The sequence below is a fragment of the Propionivibrio sp. genome (assembly GCF_047602565.1).
Classification (GTDB): domain Bacteria; phylum Pseudomonadota; class Gammaproteobacteria; order Burkholderiales; family Rhodocyclaceae; genus Propionivibrio.
In genome coordinates, this window is sequence record NZ_JASGGX010000001.1 from 2,827,391 (window position 1) to 2,843,588 (window position 16,198).

Genomic DNA, 16,198 nt, shown 5'->3' on the forward strand with positions numbered 1-16,198 from the left:
TCTCATAGGCTACCTCGCGAAAATATAGGGCCGGCCCGTTTGCATCGACGTATAGATGCCGCAGATCAGTTCGACGGGAATCTTCGCTTCCGCGCCGTCGATGGCCGGCTGCCCGCCGGCGAGGATGGCGCGCGTCATGTCGGCGATCTGCAGCCGGTGTCCCTCGACATTGATCGCCTTCGGGTCGCTGGCGCCGCTGCCGAGCTTTTTTTCGCCGATCCCGGCCAGGATCGCCTCGTCGCCCGCGTCGGTGTCGGCGAAGCGCCACTCGGTGAGCGCGTCGCCTTCGAGCGCCGCCGTGCCCCGCTCGCCGGAAACCTCGATGCGCGCCGGAAAACCCGGCGCGCACGCGGTGCTCGACTCGATGACACCCATGGCGCCGCTCGCGAAGCGCAGCACGGCGCAGGCGCAGTCCTCGACCTCGATGCCGGTGTGCGTGCGCGTCGCCGTGTAGCCGAACACCTGCTCGGGCCGGCCGCCGAAGTGCAGCATCAGGTCGATGGTGTGGATCGACTGGTTCATCAGGCAGCCGCCGCCGTCCAGGGCCCAGGTGCCGCGCCAGGCGCCGGAATCGTAGTAGTCCTGGCTGCGCCACCATTTGATCCGGCCGCTCAAGTGCAGCAGCCGCCCGAAGCGGCCCGCCTCGATCGCCCGCTTGAGCCGGATCGCCCCGCCGCCGAAGCGGTACTGGAACACCGGCACGAGCAGCACGCCGGCCTCCTTGCAGGCGTCGATGATGGCCTGTGACTTTTCCGCCGTGACGTCGAGCGGCTTCTCGCACAGCACGTGCTTGCCCGCCCGCGCGGCGGGAATGGCCACCGCGCCGTGCAATCCCGTCGGGGTGGCCACGGTCACCGCGTCGATCGGCGCCCGCGCCAGGAAGTCCGCCAAATCCGTATGGCATTCGATGCCATGCTTGCGCGCGAAGGCCGCGGCCCGTTCGGCGTCCGTGTCGCACACGGCGGCGAGGCGCGCATCGGGCACGGACCTGATCGCTTCCGCATGGAAATCGGCGATCGTGCCCGCGCCGATGATGCCGAATCTGACGTAGGGTTTTTCCATTTCCGCGTTTCCTTCAGCGCACGGACGATGCGTTCCGGCCGGATCTGCGCAGCGAGAGCCGCCGCTTGATCCATTGCCCGGCCGGCGTGGACCAGACGACCGACAGCGCCAGCAGGATGCACAGGGCCATCGAGACGGGCCGGGTGAAGAACGGCGACGGGTCGCCGCCGGTGATCATCAGGCCGCGCCGCAGGTTGTCCTCGGCCATCGGGCCGAGGATGAAGCCGAGCACGAGCGGCGCCACGGGGTAGTCGAGTTCGTTCATCACCACCCCCAGCAGCCCGAAGCCGAACATCACGTAGATGTCGAACAGCCGCCCCGACAGCGCGTAGGTGCCGGTCACGCAGATGATGAAGACCGTCGGCATCAGCACGTAGCGCGGAATCAGCAGGATCTTCACCATCTGGCGCGTCCAGGCCAGGCTGAGGACGAACACCGCCAGCGTGGCGACCATGGAGATGGCGATGATCTGGCCCACCACTTCCGGCTGTTCGGCCACCAGCAGCGGTCCCGGCCGCAGGTTGTGGATGGTCATGGCCGCCAGCAGGACGGCCGCCGGGGCGCTGCCGGGAATCGCCAGCGTGAGCGTCGGGATGATGTCGCCGCCGATGCAGGCATTGTCGCCGGCTTCCGCGGCGACGAAGCCTTCGATGGAGCCGTGGCCGAACTGCTCGGGCGTCTTGCTGCTTTTCTTCGCCGCGAAGTAGGACAGCCACGAGGCGGTATCGCTGCCCACTCCCGGGACGATGCCGATGACGATGCCGATCAGCGCCGAGCGCAGGATCACCCACTTGTGCCGCAGCACTTCGAACAGGCGCGGCACCACGCGCCCGACCTCGGTCTGGATCTGGATGTGCTGCTTCTTGCGCAGCGAATCGAGCACTTCGGGAATGCCGTAGGCGCCGATCAGCACCGGAATCAGTGCGAAGCCGCCGGACATGGCGCTCACGTGGAAGGTGAAGCGGTCCACCGCGTGGATGTTGTCGTCGCCGACGGTCATCAGCACCAGGCCGAGAAATCCGGCTATCCAGCCCTTGATCGGGTCGTTCGGCGCGCACAGGCTGCCGGCGATGACCACGCCGAACACGGCCAGCCAGAAGAATTCGTAGGTGCCGAAGCTCAGCGCGGCGCTGCCGATCAGCGGCGTGAACAGCGCCAGGCAGATGAAGCCGAGCAGGGTGCCGATGGTCGACGCGGTCACCGACAGGCCGATCGCCTGCGCCGCCTTGCCCTGCTTGGCCAGCGGATAGCCGTCCAGGCACACCGCCGCCTGCGCCGGCGTGCCGGGAATGTTCACCAGGATCGCCGAGCGGCTGCCGCCGGTGACCGAGCCGACGTAGGCGCCGAGAATCACCGCGATGGCCTTGTCCGGCGCCAGGGAAAAGGTGAGCCCGGTGAGCAGGCTCAGGGCCGTCGTCGTTGTGAGTCCCGGCATCATGCCGAAGATGATGCCTGCCTGCCCACCGATGAAGATGTACGCGATCGTCACCGGGTCGAGGAGCAGTTTCCACATGCCGTTAAGGATGCTCAGGATGTCCATGGCCGATCCAGATCAAGGGAACACGATGCCGAAGACCGTGCTGATGGCGAACAGGAAAACCACGATGAAGATCGCCGCCACCGCCGCCGACCGGGCGGCCTTCGGCCACGGATCGCTCCTGAACAGCAGCCCGAAGACCAGTACCGCGCCGGGCGCCAGGACGTAGAAGTCGATCTTGCCCAGCAGGAAGACGAGGACGCCGATCAGGCAGGCGCCGCCGAGGAAGCGCGGCATGCCCCAGGCGCGCGCGCTTGCCGCGAGATGCAGCGGCGGCAGCGAGGCGGCCCGCGCGCGCCATTCCAGGAGCGCGCGCAGCGCCACGAACACCGCGCACAGGCCGAGGCCCAGGGCCATGCACAGCGGAAAGATGTTCGGCGCCGTATACCATTCCCAGGAGGTGTCCTTGAACGGCATGCCCAGCGCCTGCACCACGAAGGCCGCCGCGAGCGCCAGCAGGAACAGCGCGCCGAAGAACTCCCGGCGCGGCCGCCGCTCGCCGCCGCCCGCATCCGGAGGAAGCAGGACCGCCGCCTCCTCCGTGTTTACGCGCTGATCGTGCATGCCGGGTTCACCGCGGAATCTTCAGGTCGTTCGGCGACTTGGCGGCCGTGCCCGAGTCGAACAGAATCCAGGCTTCCTTGCGCGCCAGGCGCTCGGCCAGCTCCGTCGCCTCCTTGCCGTAGAGGGCGATCGGCATGGCGCCCTTGGTCTTCGCATAGTCCTTCACGGCCTGGGACGAGGCGGCCTTCACGAAGGCCTCGTCGTAGGTGGCGACGACGTTCTTCGGCAGGTCGGCCGGGGCGATGACGCCGAAATAGGAACCGTAGTCGGGGAAGGACGGGATGTATTTCTGGATCGGCGGGATTTCGCCGTAGCCGTTGAACGTTCAACGGCTCCTTCGACGAAACGGCCAGCGCCCGCAGCTTGCCGCTGCGCAGCAGCTCGGCCACTTCGACCGACAGCTGCATGACCACTTCCGCCTCGCCGGAGGCGACCGACATCACCGCGGGCACGCCGCCGGCATACGGCACGTGCCGGTAGGTGACGCCGGTGGCCGCCTTGAACAGCTCCGCCGCGAAGTACCCGGAGCTGCCGATCCCCGCCGAGGCCAGCACGACCGCGTTGGGCTTGGCCTTCATCGCGGCGACCAGATCGTCGATCGACTTGATCGGCGAATCGGCTTTCACGCAGATGACGTTCGGGGTGAAGATCGGCAGGTAGTAGATCCAGTCGCGGTGGGTCTGGTCCATCTTGCCCAGCACCGCGTAGCTGCCCACGCTCACCGTCGAGTTGGCGGTCAGGGTGTAGCCGTCGTGCGGCTTGTCCCACACTTCCTTGGTGCCGATCGCGCCGGCGCCGCCCGGGGTGTTGACCACCACCATGCGCTGCCCGACCGCCTGCTCCATGACCCCGCTGATCATCCGGGCGACGGTGTCCGACGCGCCGCCCGCCGGCCACGGCACGACCACCGAAATGGTCTTGGCCGGTTTCCATTTCTCCTGCGCGAACACGCTGCCCGCGCCCATCCCCAGAGCCGAAACCGCGACGACCGATGCCAGCAAAATCTGTCTTCTTTTCATGTTCAACACCTCCGCTTGGTCAAGTTTTCAGGTAGTCATGCAACGCCGGTCTTTCCCCCAACCTCCTGCAACGGCCCCGCGCGTCATTCGATGCGCGCCTCGATGTCCCCGATGAACGCCGCGGTCTGGCGAAGCACCTCGGCCGGATCTTCGGGCACGGAAAATATCTCCAGCGACACCCAGCCGTCGTAGCGCAGCTCGCGCAGCCTGGCGAACGCCGGCAGATACGACATGTCGCCGGGCTGCGGGGGATCGCCGTGCGGATCGTTCAGATGCACGTGGCGGATCATGCCGATGTATCTGTCGATCAGCGCCGCGTGCGGGCTCGCTTCGTCCGCGCAGTTGTGGAAGTCGAACATGCCGTCGACGCCGCCGCGCTGGCCGACCCGCCCGACGATCGCCTCTACTTCGGCCAGCAGGTTGACCACGTTCGTCTGGTCCGAGGAAAGCGCCTCCAGAAGGATCGGCGAGCCGCGCTCGGCCGCGAAGGGCGCGATCGCCGCCAGTTCGTCGGCAAGGATGGCGATCGCCTCGCGCGGGGTTCGGCCCGGCACCGTGCCGCGCTGCTTCGGCGAACCGAGGATCAGGTTGCCGCCGCCCAGTTCGGCCGCGGCGTCGATCAGGCGGCGCAGGTGGTCCCAGGATTTCCGGCGCAGCGCGGCGTCGGGAGTGGTGATGTGCAGGCCGTCGGGCTTGGCCAGCAGCCAGTGGAAACCGGCGAAGCGCAGCCCCGCAGCGTTCAGCGCCTGTTTCGCCTCAAGGATGCCGTGCTGGATGGCGGCGGGGCTGAAGTCGCCGAAGACGGTGAAGGGCGCCAGCTCGATCCCGCCGAAGCCATGCCGGCGCGACAGGGATGCGGCCTCATCCAGCGAAATCGGGCCGAAGAGTTCGTTGCAGACCGCCAGCTTCATGCACGTCCCCCGAAAACGTCTGATCCGGCCGCGCAGGCGGCCGATTCAGGCCAAAACGCCATATGTAATCGTTTGCATGTTTACGAACCATAGCCCAAAGCGCCTCAACTTTTCAAGGGCTGCGTCGCCGGTTCGCCGTATCGGGCACGAAAACGGCATCGGAAGCCAGGCATTCCCCGGATCGGCAGGGCCATCGCACGAACGCCTCGGGGCTCGCTCATGGTGATGGCCAAGCACGATTTCGTGCGGACATCGTCGTCCCGGCGCAAGCCGGGACCCAGCAACCACCTTTGCCGAACCGCCAGCGGCTGCGCGGACCCCCGCGCCGCCGCTGGATTCCGGCTTGCGCCGGAATGACCGCACTATTTCAGTCCGCCCGGGACTGTTGCGCCGTTGCCACGGAGTTCAGGGTTTCCGTCTACGACCAATCTACTGGTATGGCAGTAGATTGGTATGCATGCTACGATCGCCGCGACCTGGAAGCACAGGCCGTGGCGCGCCGGCAGGAAAAAGAAGCGCCGAATGGTTTCCGGCGGTAGTCGTTTTCACACTATGACGAAGAGGAGGGGTAATGGATACACTCGTGGGTGTCTTACTGGTCGCGACGTTCGTCGCCATGATCGCGTACTGCATGAAAGGAGGGAACCTGCTCGTCGGGTTCATCGTCACCGCCGTGCTGTGGTGCGTCATCGGCATGGTGCCGATGGAAAAGGTGGTCACGGACGTGTTCCAGACGTCCGTCGACACCTACGGCAAGACCATCGCCATCATCGTCTTCGGCGCGTGGTTCGGCCGGGTGCTGGTCGACACCGGCATCGCCGGCTACATCATCAAGAAGACCGTGGAGCTGGCCGGCGACAAGCCGCTGGTCACCACGCTGCTGCTGAGCGTGGTCTGCGCGCTGATCTTCACCAGCGCGTTCGGCGTCGGGTCGGTGATGGCCATCGGCATGATCGTGCTGCCGATCCTGTTCTCGCTCGGCATCGACAAGAAGACGGCGGTCGGCGCCTACCTGCTGGCCGTGGCCGGCGGGATGTACCTGAACATCGCCTACGTCAACCAGTTCTTCGTGGTGTTCAAGACCGTCAAGTACGACGACAACTACATCCAGTTCGCCGTGTGGGCCACCGCGGTGCACATCGTGATCATGATCGCCTTCATCCTGTTCTATTACTTCCGCGATCACCGCGGCAACCGGGCGCGCGCCTGGACGCCGGCCAGCGCGGCCACGATCAGCGACATCAAGCCGCTGAGCTGGTACTGCATCGTCGTGCCGTTCCTGCCCATCGTGATGGTCTCCTTCTTCAAGTGGCAGCCGGTGCCCTCGTTCCTGCTGGGCATCGTCACCGGCCTCTGGCTCACCCACAACCTGAGCTCGTATTCGCTCGGCGTGGAAAAGCTGCAGAAGACCCTGTACGACGGCGTGGCCGACAGCGGCCTGCTGATCGGGATGCTGTACAGCGTCAACATCTTCCAGGCCGCCGCCAAGCAGGTGGCCCCGTATCTGCAGCACCTGCTGGGCGGCGTCATCCCGACCTCGCCGACGGCGCTGCTGATCAGCTTCTGCGTGCTGGCGCCGCTGGCCCTGTTCCGCGGGCCGCTGATGATCTGGGGCTCGGGCATCGCGCTGGTGACGATCCTCCAGGCGATGGGCACGTTCAACGAGATGTTCCTGTTCGCCCTGTTCCTGATCCCGCCCGTGGCGATGGTCGCCAGCTCCTGCCCGACCCAGTCCTGGACCATGTGGGGCCTGAGCTACGCCAAGCTCGAACCGAAGCTGTACATCAAGACCAACCTGCCGTTCGCCTGGGCGTCGCTGGTGATCATCGAAATCATCGCCTGCACCATGCTGGGCAAGGTCACGCTCTAGTCTTTTCGCAGATCTCCCGTTCCCGCGCATCATGCGCGGACGGGAGATGTTTTCCCGTCATTTGGAGTTCAAGCTATGAGCGGAAGAGCCATTCGCATCGGCATCGACGTGGGGGGCACCCACACCAAGGCCGTGGCCATCGACAACGCGACCAACGAGATCGTCGGCAAAGGGTCGGTGATGACCACCCACCACCATGAAAGCGGCGTGGCCGCCGGCGTCGTGGCCGCGTTCCAGAAATGCCTCGCCAGGAACGACATCCGTCCCGAGGAAGTCATTTTCATCGCGCACAGCACGACCCAGGCCACCAACGCGCTGCTCGAAGGCGACGTGGCGCGCGTCGGCGTGGTCGGCATCAGCGGCGGCTTCATCGAGGGCTTTCTCGCCAAGCGCCAGACCAGGATCGCGCCGATCGACCTGGGCACGGGCAAGTTCATCGAAACCGATCACGTCCATGTGAATATCAAGGACATGACGCCCGAGAACCTGCCGGGCATCGTCAAGGGACTGGTCGCCAAGGGCAGCAGCGTCATCGTCGCCAGCAAGGCCTTCGGCGTGGACAACATGCGCGAGGAGCGCATGGTGGCCGAGGAAGCGGAGCGCCAGGGCATTCCCTGCACGCTCGCCTCGGACATCACCAAGCTCTACGGCCTGACCACGCGCACGCGCACGGCGGCGCTCAACGCCTCCATCCTGCCGAAGATGCTCGACACGGCCAATTCCACCGAGCGCAGCGTGCGCAGCGCGGGCATCGACGTGCCGCTGATGATCATGCGCGGCGACGGCGGCGTGATGGAAATCAACGAAATGAAGAAGCGGCCGATCCTGACCATGCTGTCCGGTCCGGCGGCGAGCGTCATCGGCGCGCTGATGTACCTGCGCGCCTCGAACGGCATCTACTTCGAGGTCGGCGGCACGTCGACCAACATCGGCGTGATCAAGAACGGCCGGCCGGCGGTGGACTACTCGATCATCGGCGGCCATCGCACCTACGTGAACAGCCTCGACGTGCGCGTGCTCGGCGTTGCCGGCGGCAGCATGGTGCGCGCCGGCAAGGGCGCCGTCATCGACGTCGGCCCGCGCTCGGCGCACATCGCCGGCATGGGCTACGCCTGCTTCACCGATCCCGGACTGCTGGACGGCGCCACGCTCTACCACGTGCAGCCGCGCAAGAACGATCCGGCGGACTACGTCGCCCTGCGCCTCACGAACGGCGAGAGCGTCACCATCACCAACACCTGCGCCGCCAACGTGCTCGGCATCCTGGAAGAGAACGACTACGCGCGCGGCAACCTCGAATCGAGCCGCAAGGCGATGGCCCTGCTGGCCGCCGAAGTGGGCCTGTCGATCGAGGAGACGGCGCGGGCGATCCTGCAGAAGGGCAGCGAGAAGATCATCCCGGTCATCGAGGACCTGATCGCCAAGTACAAGATCGAACGCGAGCAGGTCGTGCTGGTCGGCGCGGGCGGCGGCGCCGGCACGCTGCTGACCTTCACCGCCAACGCCATGGGCTTCAAGTACCAGATTCCGGAGAACGCCGAGGTCATCTCGTCGATCGGCGTCGCGCTGGCGATGGTGCGCGAAATGGTCGAGCGCACGATCCCGAACCCCACGGCCGCCGACATCGCCGCGCTGAAGAAGGAAGCCAAGGAACTGGCGATGAACAGCGGCGCGGTCGAGGACTCGATCGAGGTCTACGTGGAAATCGACGATCAGGCGCAGCGCGTCACGGCCATCGCCATGGGCTCCACCGAGGTGAAGACCACGGACCTGATGAAGAACTGCGACCGGGAGGAGGCGGTGGAGATCGCCGCCGAGTCGATCGGGCTGGACAAGGCAGCAACCACCCTGGCCGCCGAGAACGGACAGGTCTACGTGGTCACCGCCAGCAGGAACGGCCGGCAGCCGGTGCGCGTCATCGACAAGAAGGGATTCGTGAAGGTCCAGCGCGCCAACGGCTGGGTGGAGACCACCACCCTGGAACGCATCCGCGAGGTGCTGGAAAAGCTGTGGCACGGCGCCAGCAACTTCTCCAGCGAAATCCGCATCAATCCCGACGTCTACGTGGTCGCCGGATCGCGCGTCATGGACTATTCCGGCATCCCGGAACTGTCCCAGGTGTCCGGCCTCATCGAAGCGGAGCTCGGCGACTGGAGCCAGGACGATCCGTTGATCCTGGTGCTGGCGCGCAACGAGCTGTAGCGATGCGGCCGAGCCGGGACGCGCTGCATGCCGGCGTCCGCCGGGCGCTGGCCTGCCCGGACGAGACGTGGTACCGGCACATGCTGCGGCAGGACGCCAGCGGCTGTCCGCTCGGCGAGGCCGAAATCGCCGGCGTCCTGCGCGGCGCGCTGGCGGCCGCGGCCGCGGTCGCGCGCGAGATCGGACAGGCCCATCCGGCGGCGTCGCCCGGCGAACTCGCCTCGGCATTGGGGCTGGACGTCGTGCCGCTGGACGAGCACGGCGGCATGGGACCGCTGCCGCTGCTCGGCCTGTACCAGCCCGCCGGGCGCCGGATCATGCTGAATGAAAGCGGCCTGAACGCCATCGAGGAGCTCATCGCCGCGCATGGCCTGGAGACGCTCACGCCAACAAAGGACCTCCGCGCATGCGTCCTGTATCACGAAATCTTCCATGCCCTGGAGGACGCGCGGCCCGGCATCTTCACCCGCAGCGCCATGCTGCGGCGCACGCTGTTCGGGCTCATTCCCCGGCGGCGCGGGCTGGCCAGCGCGAGCGAGATCGGCGCGGTGCACTTTTCGCGCCTCATGGCGGGGATTGCCTATTCTCCGTGTATATTCGGGCATTACCTGCTGCTGGCCGAGGGACGCATCGGTGCGGATGCGTTTCCCGGCTGAAGCCGCCCGCCGGACGGCCTCCGCGCGGGTGCATTACGATAACCCTTTGCGCCCTTTCGACTAGAATCGACCGATGAACGCCGCCAGTAGCTCATTGAACCCGACCTTCCCGCTGCAGGATCAGGTCTCGCTGGGAAGCCGATTCCGCCAGTTCCTGCGCGCGGCGATCGTGCGGGCGGAGCTGCTGCCCGGACAACTGATCTCCGAAATCGAGATGAGCAAGCGTTTCGCCATCGGCCGGCAGCCGGTGCGCGAAGCCTTCATCTCGCTGGCCCACGAGCAGCTCATCGAGGTGCGGCCGAGCCGGGGCACCTATGTCCGCAAGATCTCGATGAAGGAAGTGGTCGACGCCTGGCACGTCCGCGAGCCCATCGAAGTCTCGATCGTCCGGCAGGTTGCCAAGAAGCACGATGCGTCGATGATCGCCAAACTGCGCGAACTCGCCGCGCAGCAGCGCCAGATCGCGCCGGCCGACAACGAAGGCTTCCTGGCCTCGGACCAGGAGCTGCACTTCACGCTGGCGCTGCAGGCCAACCGCGAATTCGCGTGGCGCGTCCTGGACAGCGCCAAGGCGCAGATGGACCGCGTGTGCTATCTCTCCTACGACATCGCCTCGCCGATCCACGAGCTGGTCGACGATCACGACGTGCTCATCGACGCGATCGAGGCGGGCAATCCCAAGCTGGCCGTGCGCGCCATGGAGGCCCACCTGCGGAAAATCCTGACGGCCCTGCCGCTGGTCGCGGAAAAGTATCCCGACTACTTCCTGGACGAATCGCCGCGCGACTGGTAGCGCCTCAGCCGAGCTGGCCCTTCGCCAGTTCGCCGAGCGTCAGCAGCGCGTGCACCTGCCGCTCGGAAAAATGGTGGCAGGCCGACAGCCGGATGTGCCGGGCGTGCCGGCCGGAGGGCGAGAACAGGCTGCCGGGCGTGAGGGTGATGCCGCGTGCGAGCGCGTCGTCGCACAGGCGGTCGCCGTCGCAGCCCTCGGGCAGCTCGACCCACACCAGGAAACCGCCGTCCGGGTCGGTGGCGCGGGTGCCGGCGGGAAAGAAGGCGTCGATCAGGCCGCGCAGGCGGTCAACCTGGGCGGCATAGACGCGGCGCAGGCGGCGCAGGTGCTGGGCGTAGCCGCCGGTCTCCAGGAAAGCGCCGAGCACTTCGCCGAGGAACGCCGGCTGCGCCAGCGAACCGCTGAGCTTGAGCGCGGCGACGCGGCGCCGGAAGCGTCCGGCCTCCAGCCAGCCGACGCGGAAACCCGGCGCGAGCGTCTTGCTGTAGGACGTGCAGAGGATCACCCAGCCGTCGCGGTCGAAGGCCTTCACGGTCGGCTGCAGCGGCGTCGCGTACTGCAGCTCGGCATAGAGCGCGTCCTCGATCACCGGCACGCGCCAGGTCTGCGCCAGCGTGGCCAGCCGCTCCTTGGCGGCGGTCGGCATGCTGGTGCCGAGCGGGTTGTGCACGCTCGGCATGGTGACCACCGCCTGCACGCGCTTCTCCGAGAGCAGCAGTTCGAGCGCGTCGAGCGACATGCCCTGGCCCGGATGCGTCGGCACCTCGATCGCGCGCAGGCCGAGATGGTCGGCCAGCGAAATCAGGTTGAAATAGGTCGGCGATTCGAGCGCGATCGCGTCGCCCGGCCGGGTGACACCGCGCAGCGCCAGTTGCAGCGCCTCCATGCAGCCGTTGGTGAGGAGCACGTTCTCCGGCGCCAGCGTCATGCCCAGGTCGTGCGCGTGCCGGCAGATCTCGCGGCGCAGGCGCAGCGGGCCGGGCGGCAGGGAATAGTCGGTCAGCAGTTCGGGCTGGCGCCGGGCGGTGTCGGCGGCGAGCCGGCTCAACTGCTTGCCCGGATAGAAGTCGCTGCTTTTCGCGCAGGCCAGCGACAGGTCGATGGTCGCCGGGTCCGACTGCGCGGCGAACACCGCCTCGATCCGGTCGAGCACCGCCGCCTCGGCCGGCTGGGCCCGCGCGGAGCGGGCCGACATCGGCGGCGCGGCCGGTTCCGCCAGCCGCGAACGCACGAAATAGCCCGACTGCGGACGCGCCTCGACCTGGCCGCGCGCTTCGAGCTGCCGGTAGGCGGCCAGCACCGTATTGATCGAGAGGTTGCGGTTGCGCGCCGTCTCGCGCACCGACGGCAGCCGCGACCCGGCCGGCAGCCGCCCGTCGCCGATGGCCGCGCGCAGCTCCTCGGCCAGGGAGCGGTAAAGGGAAGGGGGAATGTCCGGCATGGCGTGGATACAGCAGAGGAAAGGATTGCTGGTTACAGTTCTACGATAAACAAACTGTGACCAGTATAGTCGTGAAAATCTGAATCTATAACCTTTATCCGGAATTCCCTAAAGTACAGGCTCGACGACCGCCAGGAGCCCGCGATGCCCGATCTTCCCCTGTTGACCTACGTGGCCACGATGTCCGTGACGCCCGGCCCGAACAACCTGATGCTGGCGGCGAGCGGCGTCAATTTCGGCTTTCGCCGTACCGTGCCGCACATGCTGGGCGTCAGCCTGGGCCACGGTTTCCAGGTGGCGGTCGTCGCCGGCCTGCTGGCCTGGGCCATGGCGTGGCTCGACGGTCTCCGGCTCGTGCTGGTGGCCGCAGGCTGCTCCTACCTGCTGTGGCTGGCCTGGCGCCAGGCGCGCGCCGGCCAGCCGGGCGGGGGGCGGAGCGCGCAGCCGCTCGGCTTCCTCGGCGCCGCCCTGTTCCAGTGGGTCAATCCGAAAGCCTGGATGATGGCGCTCAACACCGCGATCCTCTTTCTGCCGCGCGGCGGCGGCTGGGGCGCGGCGCTGTCGCTGGCGCTGATCTGCACCGCCGTCAATCTGCCGTGCGTCGCTGTGTGGGCGGGCGCCGGCGGCAGACTGCGCCACCGCCTGCGCGAGCCGCACATGCTGCGGCTGTTCAATTACGCGATGGCGCTGCTGCTGGCGGCGACCGCGGCGTGGATCGCGGCCGACGAGATCGCGCAGGGCGGCTCAGTCGGGGTCCATCGGATGTGACGGTCCGGGCGTTCCGGCCGCGTTCGCCCGCCGCATCAGCAGCGCGTGTTCGCGGCCGTTGCGCGTCAGCGCGGCGGCGCGGGTGAATTCCGCGCGCGCTTCGGCGAACCGGCCCAGGCGCAGCAGCAGATCGCCGCGCACGGCCGGCAGCAGGTGGTAGCCGCGCAGCGCCGGTTCGTCGCCCAGCGCGTCGACCAGTTCGAGCGCGGCCGCCGGCCCGTAGGCCTGCGCCACGGCGACTGCCCGGTTGAGGCGCACCACCGGCGACGGGGCGAGCTGGTCGAGCGCGTCGTACAGGCCGACGATGCGCGGCCAGTCGGTGTCCTCGACGCGCGCCGCGCGGGCGTGGCACGCGGCGATGCCGGCCTGCAGCGTATAGACGCCGGGGCCGGCGCCGCCGGCCAGCGCCTCGGCGCGCGCCAGGGCGTCCAGGCCGCGGCGGATGAGCAGGCGGTCCCAGCGCCGGCGGTCCTGGTCGAGCAGCAGCACCGGCGCCCCGTCGGGCGCGACGCGGGCGGCGAAGCGCGAGGCCTGGATTTCCATCAGCGCGACGAGGCCGTGGACCTCGCTTGCGCCGGGCATCAGGCCGGCGAGCACGCGGCCGAGGCGCAGCGCCTCCTCGCCCAGCGCCGGGCGCAGCCAGTCGTCGCCGGCGGTGGCGGCGTAGCCTTCGTTGAACATCAGGTAGATGACTTCGAGCACCGAGGCCAGGCGCGCGCGCAATTGCCCGCCGGGCGGGAGCTCGCAGGGAATGCGCGCGGCGGCGAGCGTGCGCTTGGCGCGCACGATGCGCTGGGCGATGGCCGCCTCCGGCTTGAGGTAGGCGCGGGCGATCTCCGGCGTGGTGAGCCCGCCCATCACGCGCAGGGTCAGCGCCGCGCGCGACTCGGGCGGCAGCAGCGGATGGCAGGCGGTGAAGATCAGGCGCAGCAGGTCGTCGCCGATCGCGTCGTCCAGCCGGGCGTCGACCGCCTCCGCCTGATCGTCGCTGGCGGCTGCGTGCAGGAAGTCGAGCTCGCGGCCGAGCTCGCCCGCCTTGCCGGCGGCCAGCCGGGCGCGGCGCAGCAGGTCCAGCGCGCGCCGCTGCGCGGCCGTCATCAGCCAGGCGGCGGGATTCACCGGCATGCCGTCGCGGGGCCAGGTTTCGAGCGCGGCGACCAGCGCGTCCTGCGCGGCTTCCTCGGCCAGGCCGATGTCGCGCAGGAGGCGTCCCGCCCGGCCGATGACGCGCGGCGCTTCGAGGCGCCACACCGCCGCGATGGCGCGGCGGACGTCGTCGGGCGGGTGCGGCATCGTCGCGGCCGGGTTACTGCATCGAGTGCAGCCCGATCAGATTGCCCTCGGTGTCCTTGACCAGCGCGATGTGGCCGTACTGGCCGATGGCGGACTTCGGCCTGACCACCTCGCCGCCCGCCGCTCCGACGCGCGCGGCTTCGACCGCGCAATCGGCGCAGTGGAAATAGACGACGACGCTGTTGCCGCCGGGCTCGACGCCCCCCATCCTGACCAGCGCGCCGCTGGCGCCGTAGCCGGCCGACTGCATCGGGAAGGACCACAGCTCGACCAGGCTGTCGGCGACCGGGTTTTCGAGCCGGGCGAGCTCGACGCCGAGGACCGCCTGATAGAACGCCCTGGCGCGCCCCATGTCGGCGACGTAGATCTCGAACCAGCCGACCGGGTTGGCGTCGCCGCCGCACGTGCCCGTCGCGGCCGCGTCGCCGGCGGCCGCGTCCGCCGGGGCCGGGACGACCTTGCCGGTGTGGGGATCGAAAGGCGCGGAGCAGTGATCGTGGATGATCAGCCAGCGTCCGTCGGGCTGCTTGCGCCACGTGAAGGAACTGCGCACCCAGTTGCCGCAGGCCGGATTGCCCGGCGGCAGGTCGGTGAAATGCCACAGGTGATGCGCGCAGGCCAGCTCGCCGCCGACCGCGAACGTCAGGCCGCGGCTTTCCACGGCGAAGGTCTCCGGGAAGTACCGGAAGCAGCCGACCAGCTTCCGGCGCATCTCCTCGACGCTCTCGGCGAACGGCGGGATGGCGTCGAAGAAAACGGCGTCGGGCGCGTACAGCGCCATCAGGCGGTCGACATCCCGGGCGCAGAAGGCGGCCTGCCACTCGGCGAGGGCGGCGCGGATCAGGTTTTCGTCCTTGTTCATGGTGAATCTCCTATGGCAGATGGCACGGCGCGCACTCGCGGACTTCGACGGCGGCGAAACCGACGGCCGGGCAGCGCCCGGCGACGGCGATCGCTTCCTCGCGGGTGGCGACGTCGATCAGGAAAAAGCCGCCGACCATTTCCTTGGCCTCGGCGAAAGGGCCGTCGACCAGCGACGTGCCGGCGCCCGGCGCCGGGCGGCTGACGCGCACGGCGTGGTCGTCCGGCCGCAGCGACTCGGCGCGCAGCAGGACGCCTTCCCGCTGCAACTCCTCGGCAAACGCCGTCATCGCCTCGTAGCGGCGGCGCGCCTCGTCCCGCGGGCAGGCGGCGCGCTGGCCGCGGGGCTCGACGATCAGGAGCAGGTAGGGCATGGCGGATTTCCTCCTCGGGGCGTCGGCGGCGGATGGTGTCCGGTCGACCCTGGCGGGCGTCCGTTCGTTCTCATCCGGGCAGGCCGATGGCCCGGAAGCGCTCGATGGCCGGCGAGGGCGCGAAATCGTCGAGGTCGTGCAGCGGGCGCACCTCGATCTCGGCCGGCAGGCCGGCGCCGTTCGGGTTGGGGTAGCGGCGGCTCCACGCGAGCGCTTCCTCGCGGCCGCGTGCCTGGATCAGCGTGTAGCCGGCGACCAGTTCCCCGGTCGCGGCGAACGGTCCGTCGATCACGGTGCGGCTGTCGCCGTCGTAGCGGACGCGCCAGCCCGCCGCCGACGGCTTGAGCCCGGCGGCGTCGAGCAGCGCGCCGGCGCGCGCCAGTTCCTCGTGGAATTCCGCCATTCCGGCGAGCATGGCCTCGTCCGGCGCGGGGCCGGTTGCGGCTTCCGACGCGGGCGTGGCTTTGACGATGATCAGGTAGCGCATGGTGTCCTCCTTGGTAAAACGCGGGCTTGCATGTCTACGACGCGCGGGGATTGGCGATTTCGACAGCCGGGACGTGTTTTTTTCGTGCGCGCCTCAGCACGGGCACTCCTCCCCCTTCAAGGGGGTGAGGACGGGGTTTCGCAGAGCACCGCTCTGCGCCGTCCGAACGGGCTGGCTGTGCAAAGCCAGCCCTGGAATGGCCGGGTGGGGGATGGAGTGTTCCCGCGAAGCCAGGACTTTGACCCCATCCCTCCCCTTGAAGGGGAGAGCGACAGGCATTCGTGCGATCGTCCCGGTCTCCTACAGTTGCGGGAAGCGCCGAAAAACGGCATGGTGTCCGCTTTTTCCTTTTTCCCATTC

At 68.4% G+C, this 16,198-nt stretch carries 15 protein-coding genes; 5 read left to right on the top strand and 10 right to left on the bottom strand.

All coding sequences use genetic code 11. The features are described from left to right. Positions 1-9: 9 nt before the first annotated feature. The 5 genes from QM701_RS13255 to QM701_RS13275 form a co-directional block, all read right to left on the bottom strand. Positions 10-1,062 (bottom strand): Gfo/Idh/MocA family protein, encoded by a 1,053-nt coding sequence (locus tag QM701_RS13255; RefSeq protein WP_415167521.1) that lies wholly within the window; start codon positions 1,060-1,062, stop codon positions 10-12. 13 nt (positions 1,063-1,075) lie between these two features. Beyond that, a complete protein-coding gene (locus tag QM701_RS13260; protein WP_415167522.1) occupies positions 1,076-2,602 on the bottom strand; it encodes a tripartite tricarboxylate transporter permease in 1,527 nt (508 codons plus the stop codon). A 12-nt stretch (positions 2,603-2,614) separates the two neighbouring features. Continuing rightward, on the bottom strand, positions 2,615-3,163 hold the full coding sequence (locus tag QM701_RS13265; RefSeq protein ID WP_415167523.1) for a hypothetical protein: 549 nt from the start codon (positions 3,161-3,163) through the stop codon (positions 2,615-2,617). Beyond that, positions 3,145-4,182, bottom strand: coding sequence for a Bug family tripartite tricarboxylate transporter substrate binding protein (locus tag QM701_RS13270; protein ID WP_415167524.1), 1,038 nt, complete (start codon positions 4,180-4,182; stop codon positions 3,145-3,147). Before QM701_RS13270 ends, QM701_RS13265 begins: the two co-directional genes overlap by 19 nt. An 83-nt stretch (positions 4,183-4,265) precedes the next feature. After that, positions 4,266-5,093, bottom strand: a complete 828-nt coding sequence (locus QM701_RS13275; RefSeq protein ID WP_415167525.1) for a sugar phosphate isomerase/epimerase family protein — start codon at positions 5,091-5,093, stop codon at positions 4,266-4,268. A 571-nt stretch (positions 5,094-5,664) separates the two neighbouring features. Here QM701_RS13275 and QM701_RS13280 point away from each other — a divergent pair. The 4 genes from QM701_RS13280 to QM701_RS13295 all read left to right on the top strand — a co-directional run bounded on the left by QM701_RS13280 (position 5,665) and on the right by QM701_RS13295 (position 10,614). Beyond that, positions 5,665-6,963 (top strand): citrate transporter, encoded by a 1,299-nt coding sequence (locus QM701_RS13280; RefSeq protein WP_415167526.1) that lies wholly within the window; start codon positions 5,665-5,667, stop codon positions 6,961-6,963. Between the two features lie 75 nt (positions 6,964-7,038). Then, the gene (locus tag QM701_RS13285) at positions 7,039-9,165 is read left to right on the top strand and encodes a hydantoinase/oxoprolinase family protein (RefSeq protein ID WP_415167527.1); all 2,127 of its coding nucleotides are present in this window, start codon (positions 7,039-7,041) and stop codon (positions 9,163-9,165) included. A 2-nt stretch (positions 9,166-9,167) separates the two neighbouring features. Continuing rightward, a complete protein-coding gene (locus QM701_RS13290) occupies positions 9,168-9,821 on the top strand; it encodes a hypothetical protein (RefSeq protein ID WP_415167528.1) in 654 nt (217 codons plus the stop codon). A gap of 73 nt (positions 9,822-9,894) precedes the next feature. Continuing rightward, entirely contained in the window at positions 9,895-10,614 is a 720-nt protein-coding gene (locus tag QM701_RS13295) for a GntR family transcriptional regulator (RefSeq protein WP_415167529.1), read from the top strand. A gap of 4 nt (positions 10,615-10,618) precedes the next feature. Here QM701_RS13295 and QM701_RS13300 read toward each other — a convergent pair whose 3' ends face one another. Beyond that, positions 10,619-12,055, bottom strand: a complete 1,437-nt coding sequence (locus QM701_RS13300) for a PLP-dependent aminotransferase family protein (protein WP_415167530.1) — start codon at positions 12,053-12,055, stop codon at positions 10,619-10,621. A gap of 144 nt (positions 12,056-12,199) precedes the next feature. Between QM701_RS13300 and QM701_RS13305 the strand changes: the two genes are divergently transcribed. After that, positions 12,200-12,823 (top strand): LysE family translocator, encoded by a 624-nt coding sequence (locus QM701_RS13305; protein WP_415167531.1) that lies wholly within the window; start codon positions 12,200-12,202, stop codon positions 12,821-12,823. Here QM701_RS13305 and QM701_RS13310 read toward each other — a convergent pair. The 4 genes from QM701_RS13310 to QM701_RS13325 form a co-directional block, all read right to left on the bottom strand. After that, positions 12,800-14,116 carry an RNA polymerase sigma factor gene (locus QM701_RS13310; RefSeq protein ID WP_415167532.1) on the bottom strand — a complete coding sequence of 439 codons (1,317 nt, stop codon included), beginning with the start codon at positions 14,114-14,116 and terminating at the stop codon, positions 12,800-12,802. The two genes, QM701_RS13305 and QM701_RS13310, sit on opposite strands and share 24 nt — an antisense overlap. A gap of 13 nt (positions 14,117-14,129) precedes the next feature. Beyond that, positions 14,130-14,978, bottom strand: coding sequence for a nuclear transport factor 2 family protein (locus tag QM701_RS13315; protein ID WP_415167533.1), 849 nt, complete (start codon positions 14,976-14,978; stop codon positions 14,130-14,132). Between the two features lie 10 nt (positions 14,979-14,988). Further along, positions 14,989-15,351, bottom strand: coding sequence for a YciI family protein (locus QM701_RS13320; protein WP_415167534.1), 363 nt, complete (start codon positions 15,349-15,351; stop codon positions 14,989-14,991). A 70-nt stretch (positions 15,352-15,421) separates the two neighbouring features. Beyond that, entirely contained in the window at positions 15,422-15,838 is a 417-nt protein-coding gene (locus QM701_RS13325; RefSeq protein WP_415167535.1) for a YciI family protein, read from the bottom strand. Between the last annotated feature and the right edge of the window lie 360 nt (positions 15,839-16,198).

Excerpts from the sequence above, each read along its gene's own strand:
- QM701_RS13315 (WP_415167533.1), bottom strand. The coding sequence starts at position 14,978 with ATGAACAAGGACGAAAACCTGATCCGCGCCGCCCTCGCCGAGTGGCAG.
- QM701_RS13285 (WP_415167527.1), top strand. The coding sequence starts at position 7,039 with ATGAGCGGAAGAGCCATTCGCATCGGCATCGACGTGGGGGGCACCCAC.
- QM701_RS13295 (WP_415167529.1), top strand. The coding sequence starts at position 9,895 with ATGAACGCCGCCAGTAGCTCATTGAACCCGACCTTCCCGCTGCAGGAT.
- QM701_RS13290 (WP_415167528.1), top strand. The coding sequence starts at position 9,168 with ATGCGGCCGAGCCGGGACGCGCTGCATGCCGGCGTCCGCCGGGCGCTG.
- QM701_RS13255 (WP_415167521.1), bottom strand. The coding sequence starts at position 1,062 with ATGGAAAAACCCTACGTCAGATTCGGCATCATCGGCGCGGGCACGATC.
- QM701_RS13270 (WP_415167524.1), bottom strand. The coding sequence starts at position 4,182 with ATGAAAAGAAGACAGATTTTGCTGGCATCGGTCGTCGCGGTTTCGGCT.
- QM701_RS13280 (WP_415167526.1), top strand. The coding sequence starts at position 5,665 with ATGGATACACTCGTGGGTGTCTTACTGGTCGCGACGTTCGTCGCCATG.
- QM701_RS13275 (WP_415167525.1), bottom strand. The coding sequence starts at position 5,093 with ATGAAGCTGGCGGTCTGCAACGAACTCTTCGGCCCGATTTCGCTGGAT.
- QM701_RS13300 (WP_415167530.1), bottom strand. The coding sequence starts at position 12,055 with ATGCCGGACATTCCCCCTTCCCTTTACCGCTCCCTGGCCGAGGAGCTG.
- QM701_RS13310 (WP_415167532.1), bottom strand. The coding sequence starts at position 14,116 with ATGCCGCACCCGCCCGACGACGTCCGCCGCGCCATCGCGGCGGTGTGG.
- QM701_RS13325 (WP_415167535.1), bottom strand. The coding sequence starts at position 15,838 with ATGCGCTACCTGATCATCGTCAAAGCCACGCCCGCGTCGGAAGCCGCA.
- QM701_RS13265 (WP_415167523.1), bottom strand. The coding sequence starts at position 3,163 with ATGCACGATCAGCGCGTAAACACGGAGGAGGCGGCGGTCCTGCTTCCT.
- QM701_RS13305 (WP_415167531.1), top strand. The coding sequence starts at position 12,200 with ATGCCCGATCTTCCCCTGTTGACCTACGTGGCCACGATGTCCGTGACG.
- QM701_RS13260 (WP_415167522.1), bottom strand. The coding sequence starts at position 2,602 with ATGGACATCCTGAGCATCCTTAACGGCATGTGGAAACTGCTCCTCGAC.
- QM701_RS13320 (WP_415167534.1), bottom strand. The coding sequence starts at position 15,351 with ATGCCCTACCTGCTCCTGATCGTCGAGCCCCGCGGCCAGCGCGCCGCC.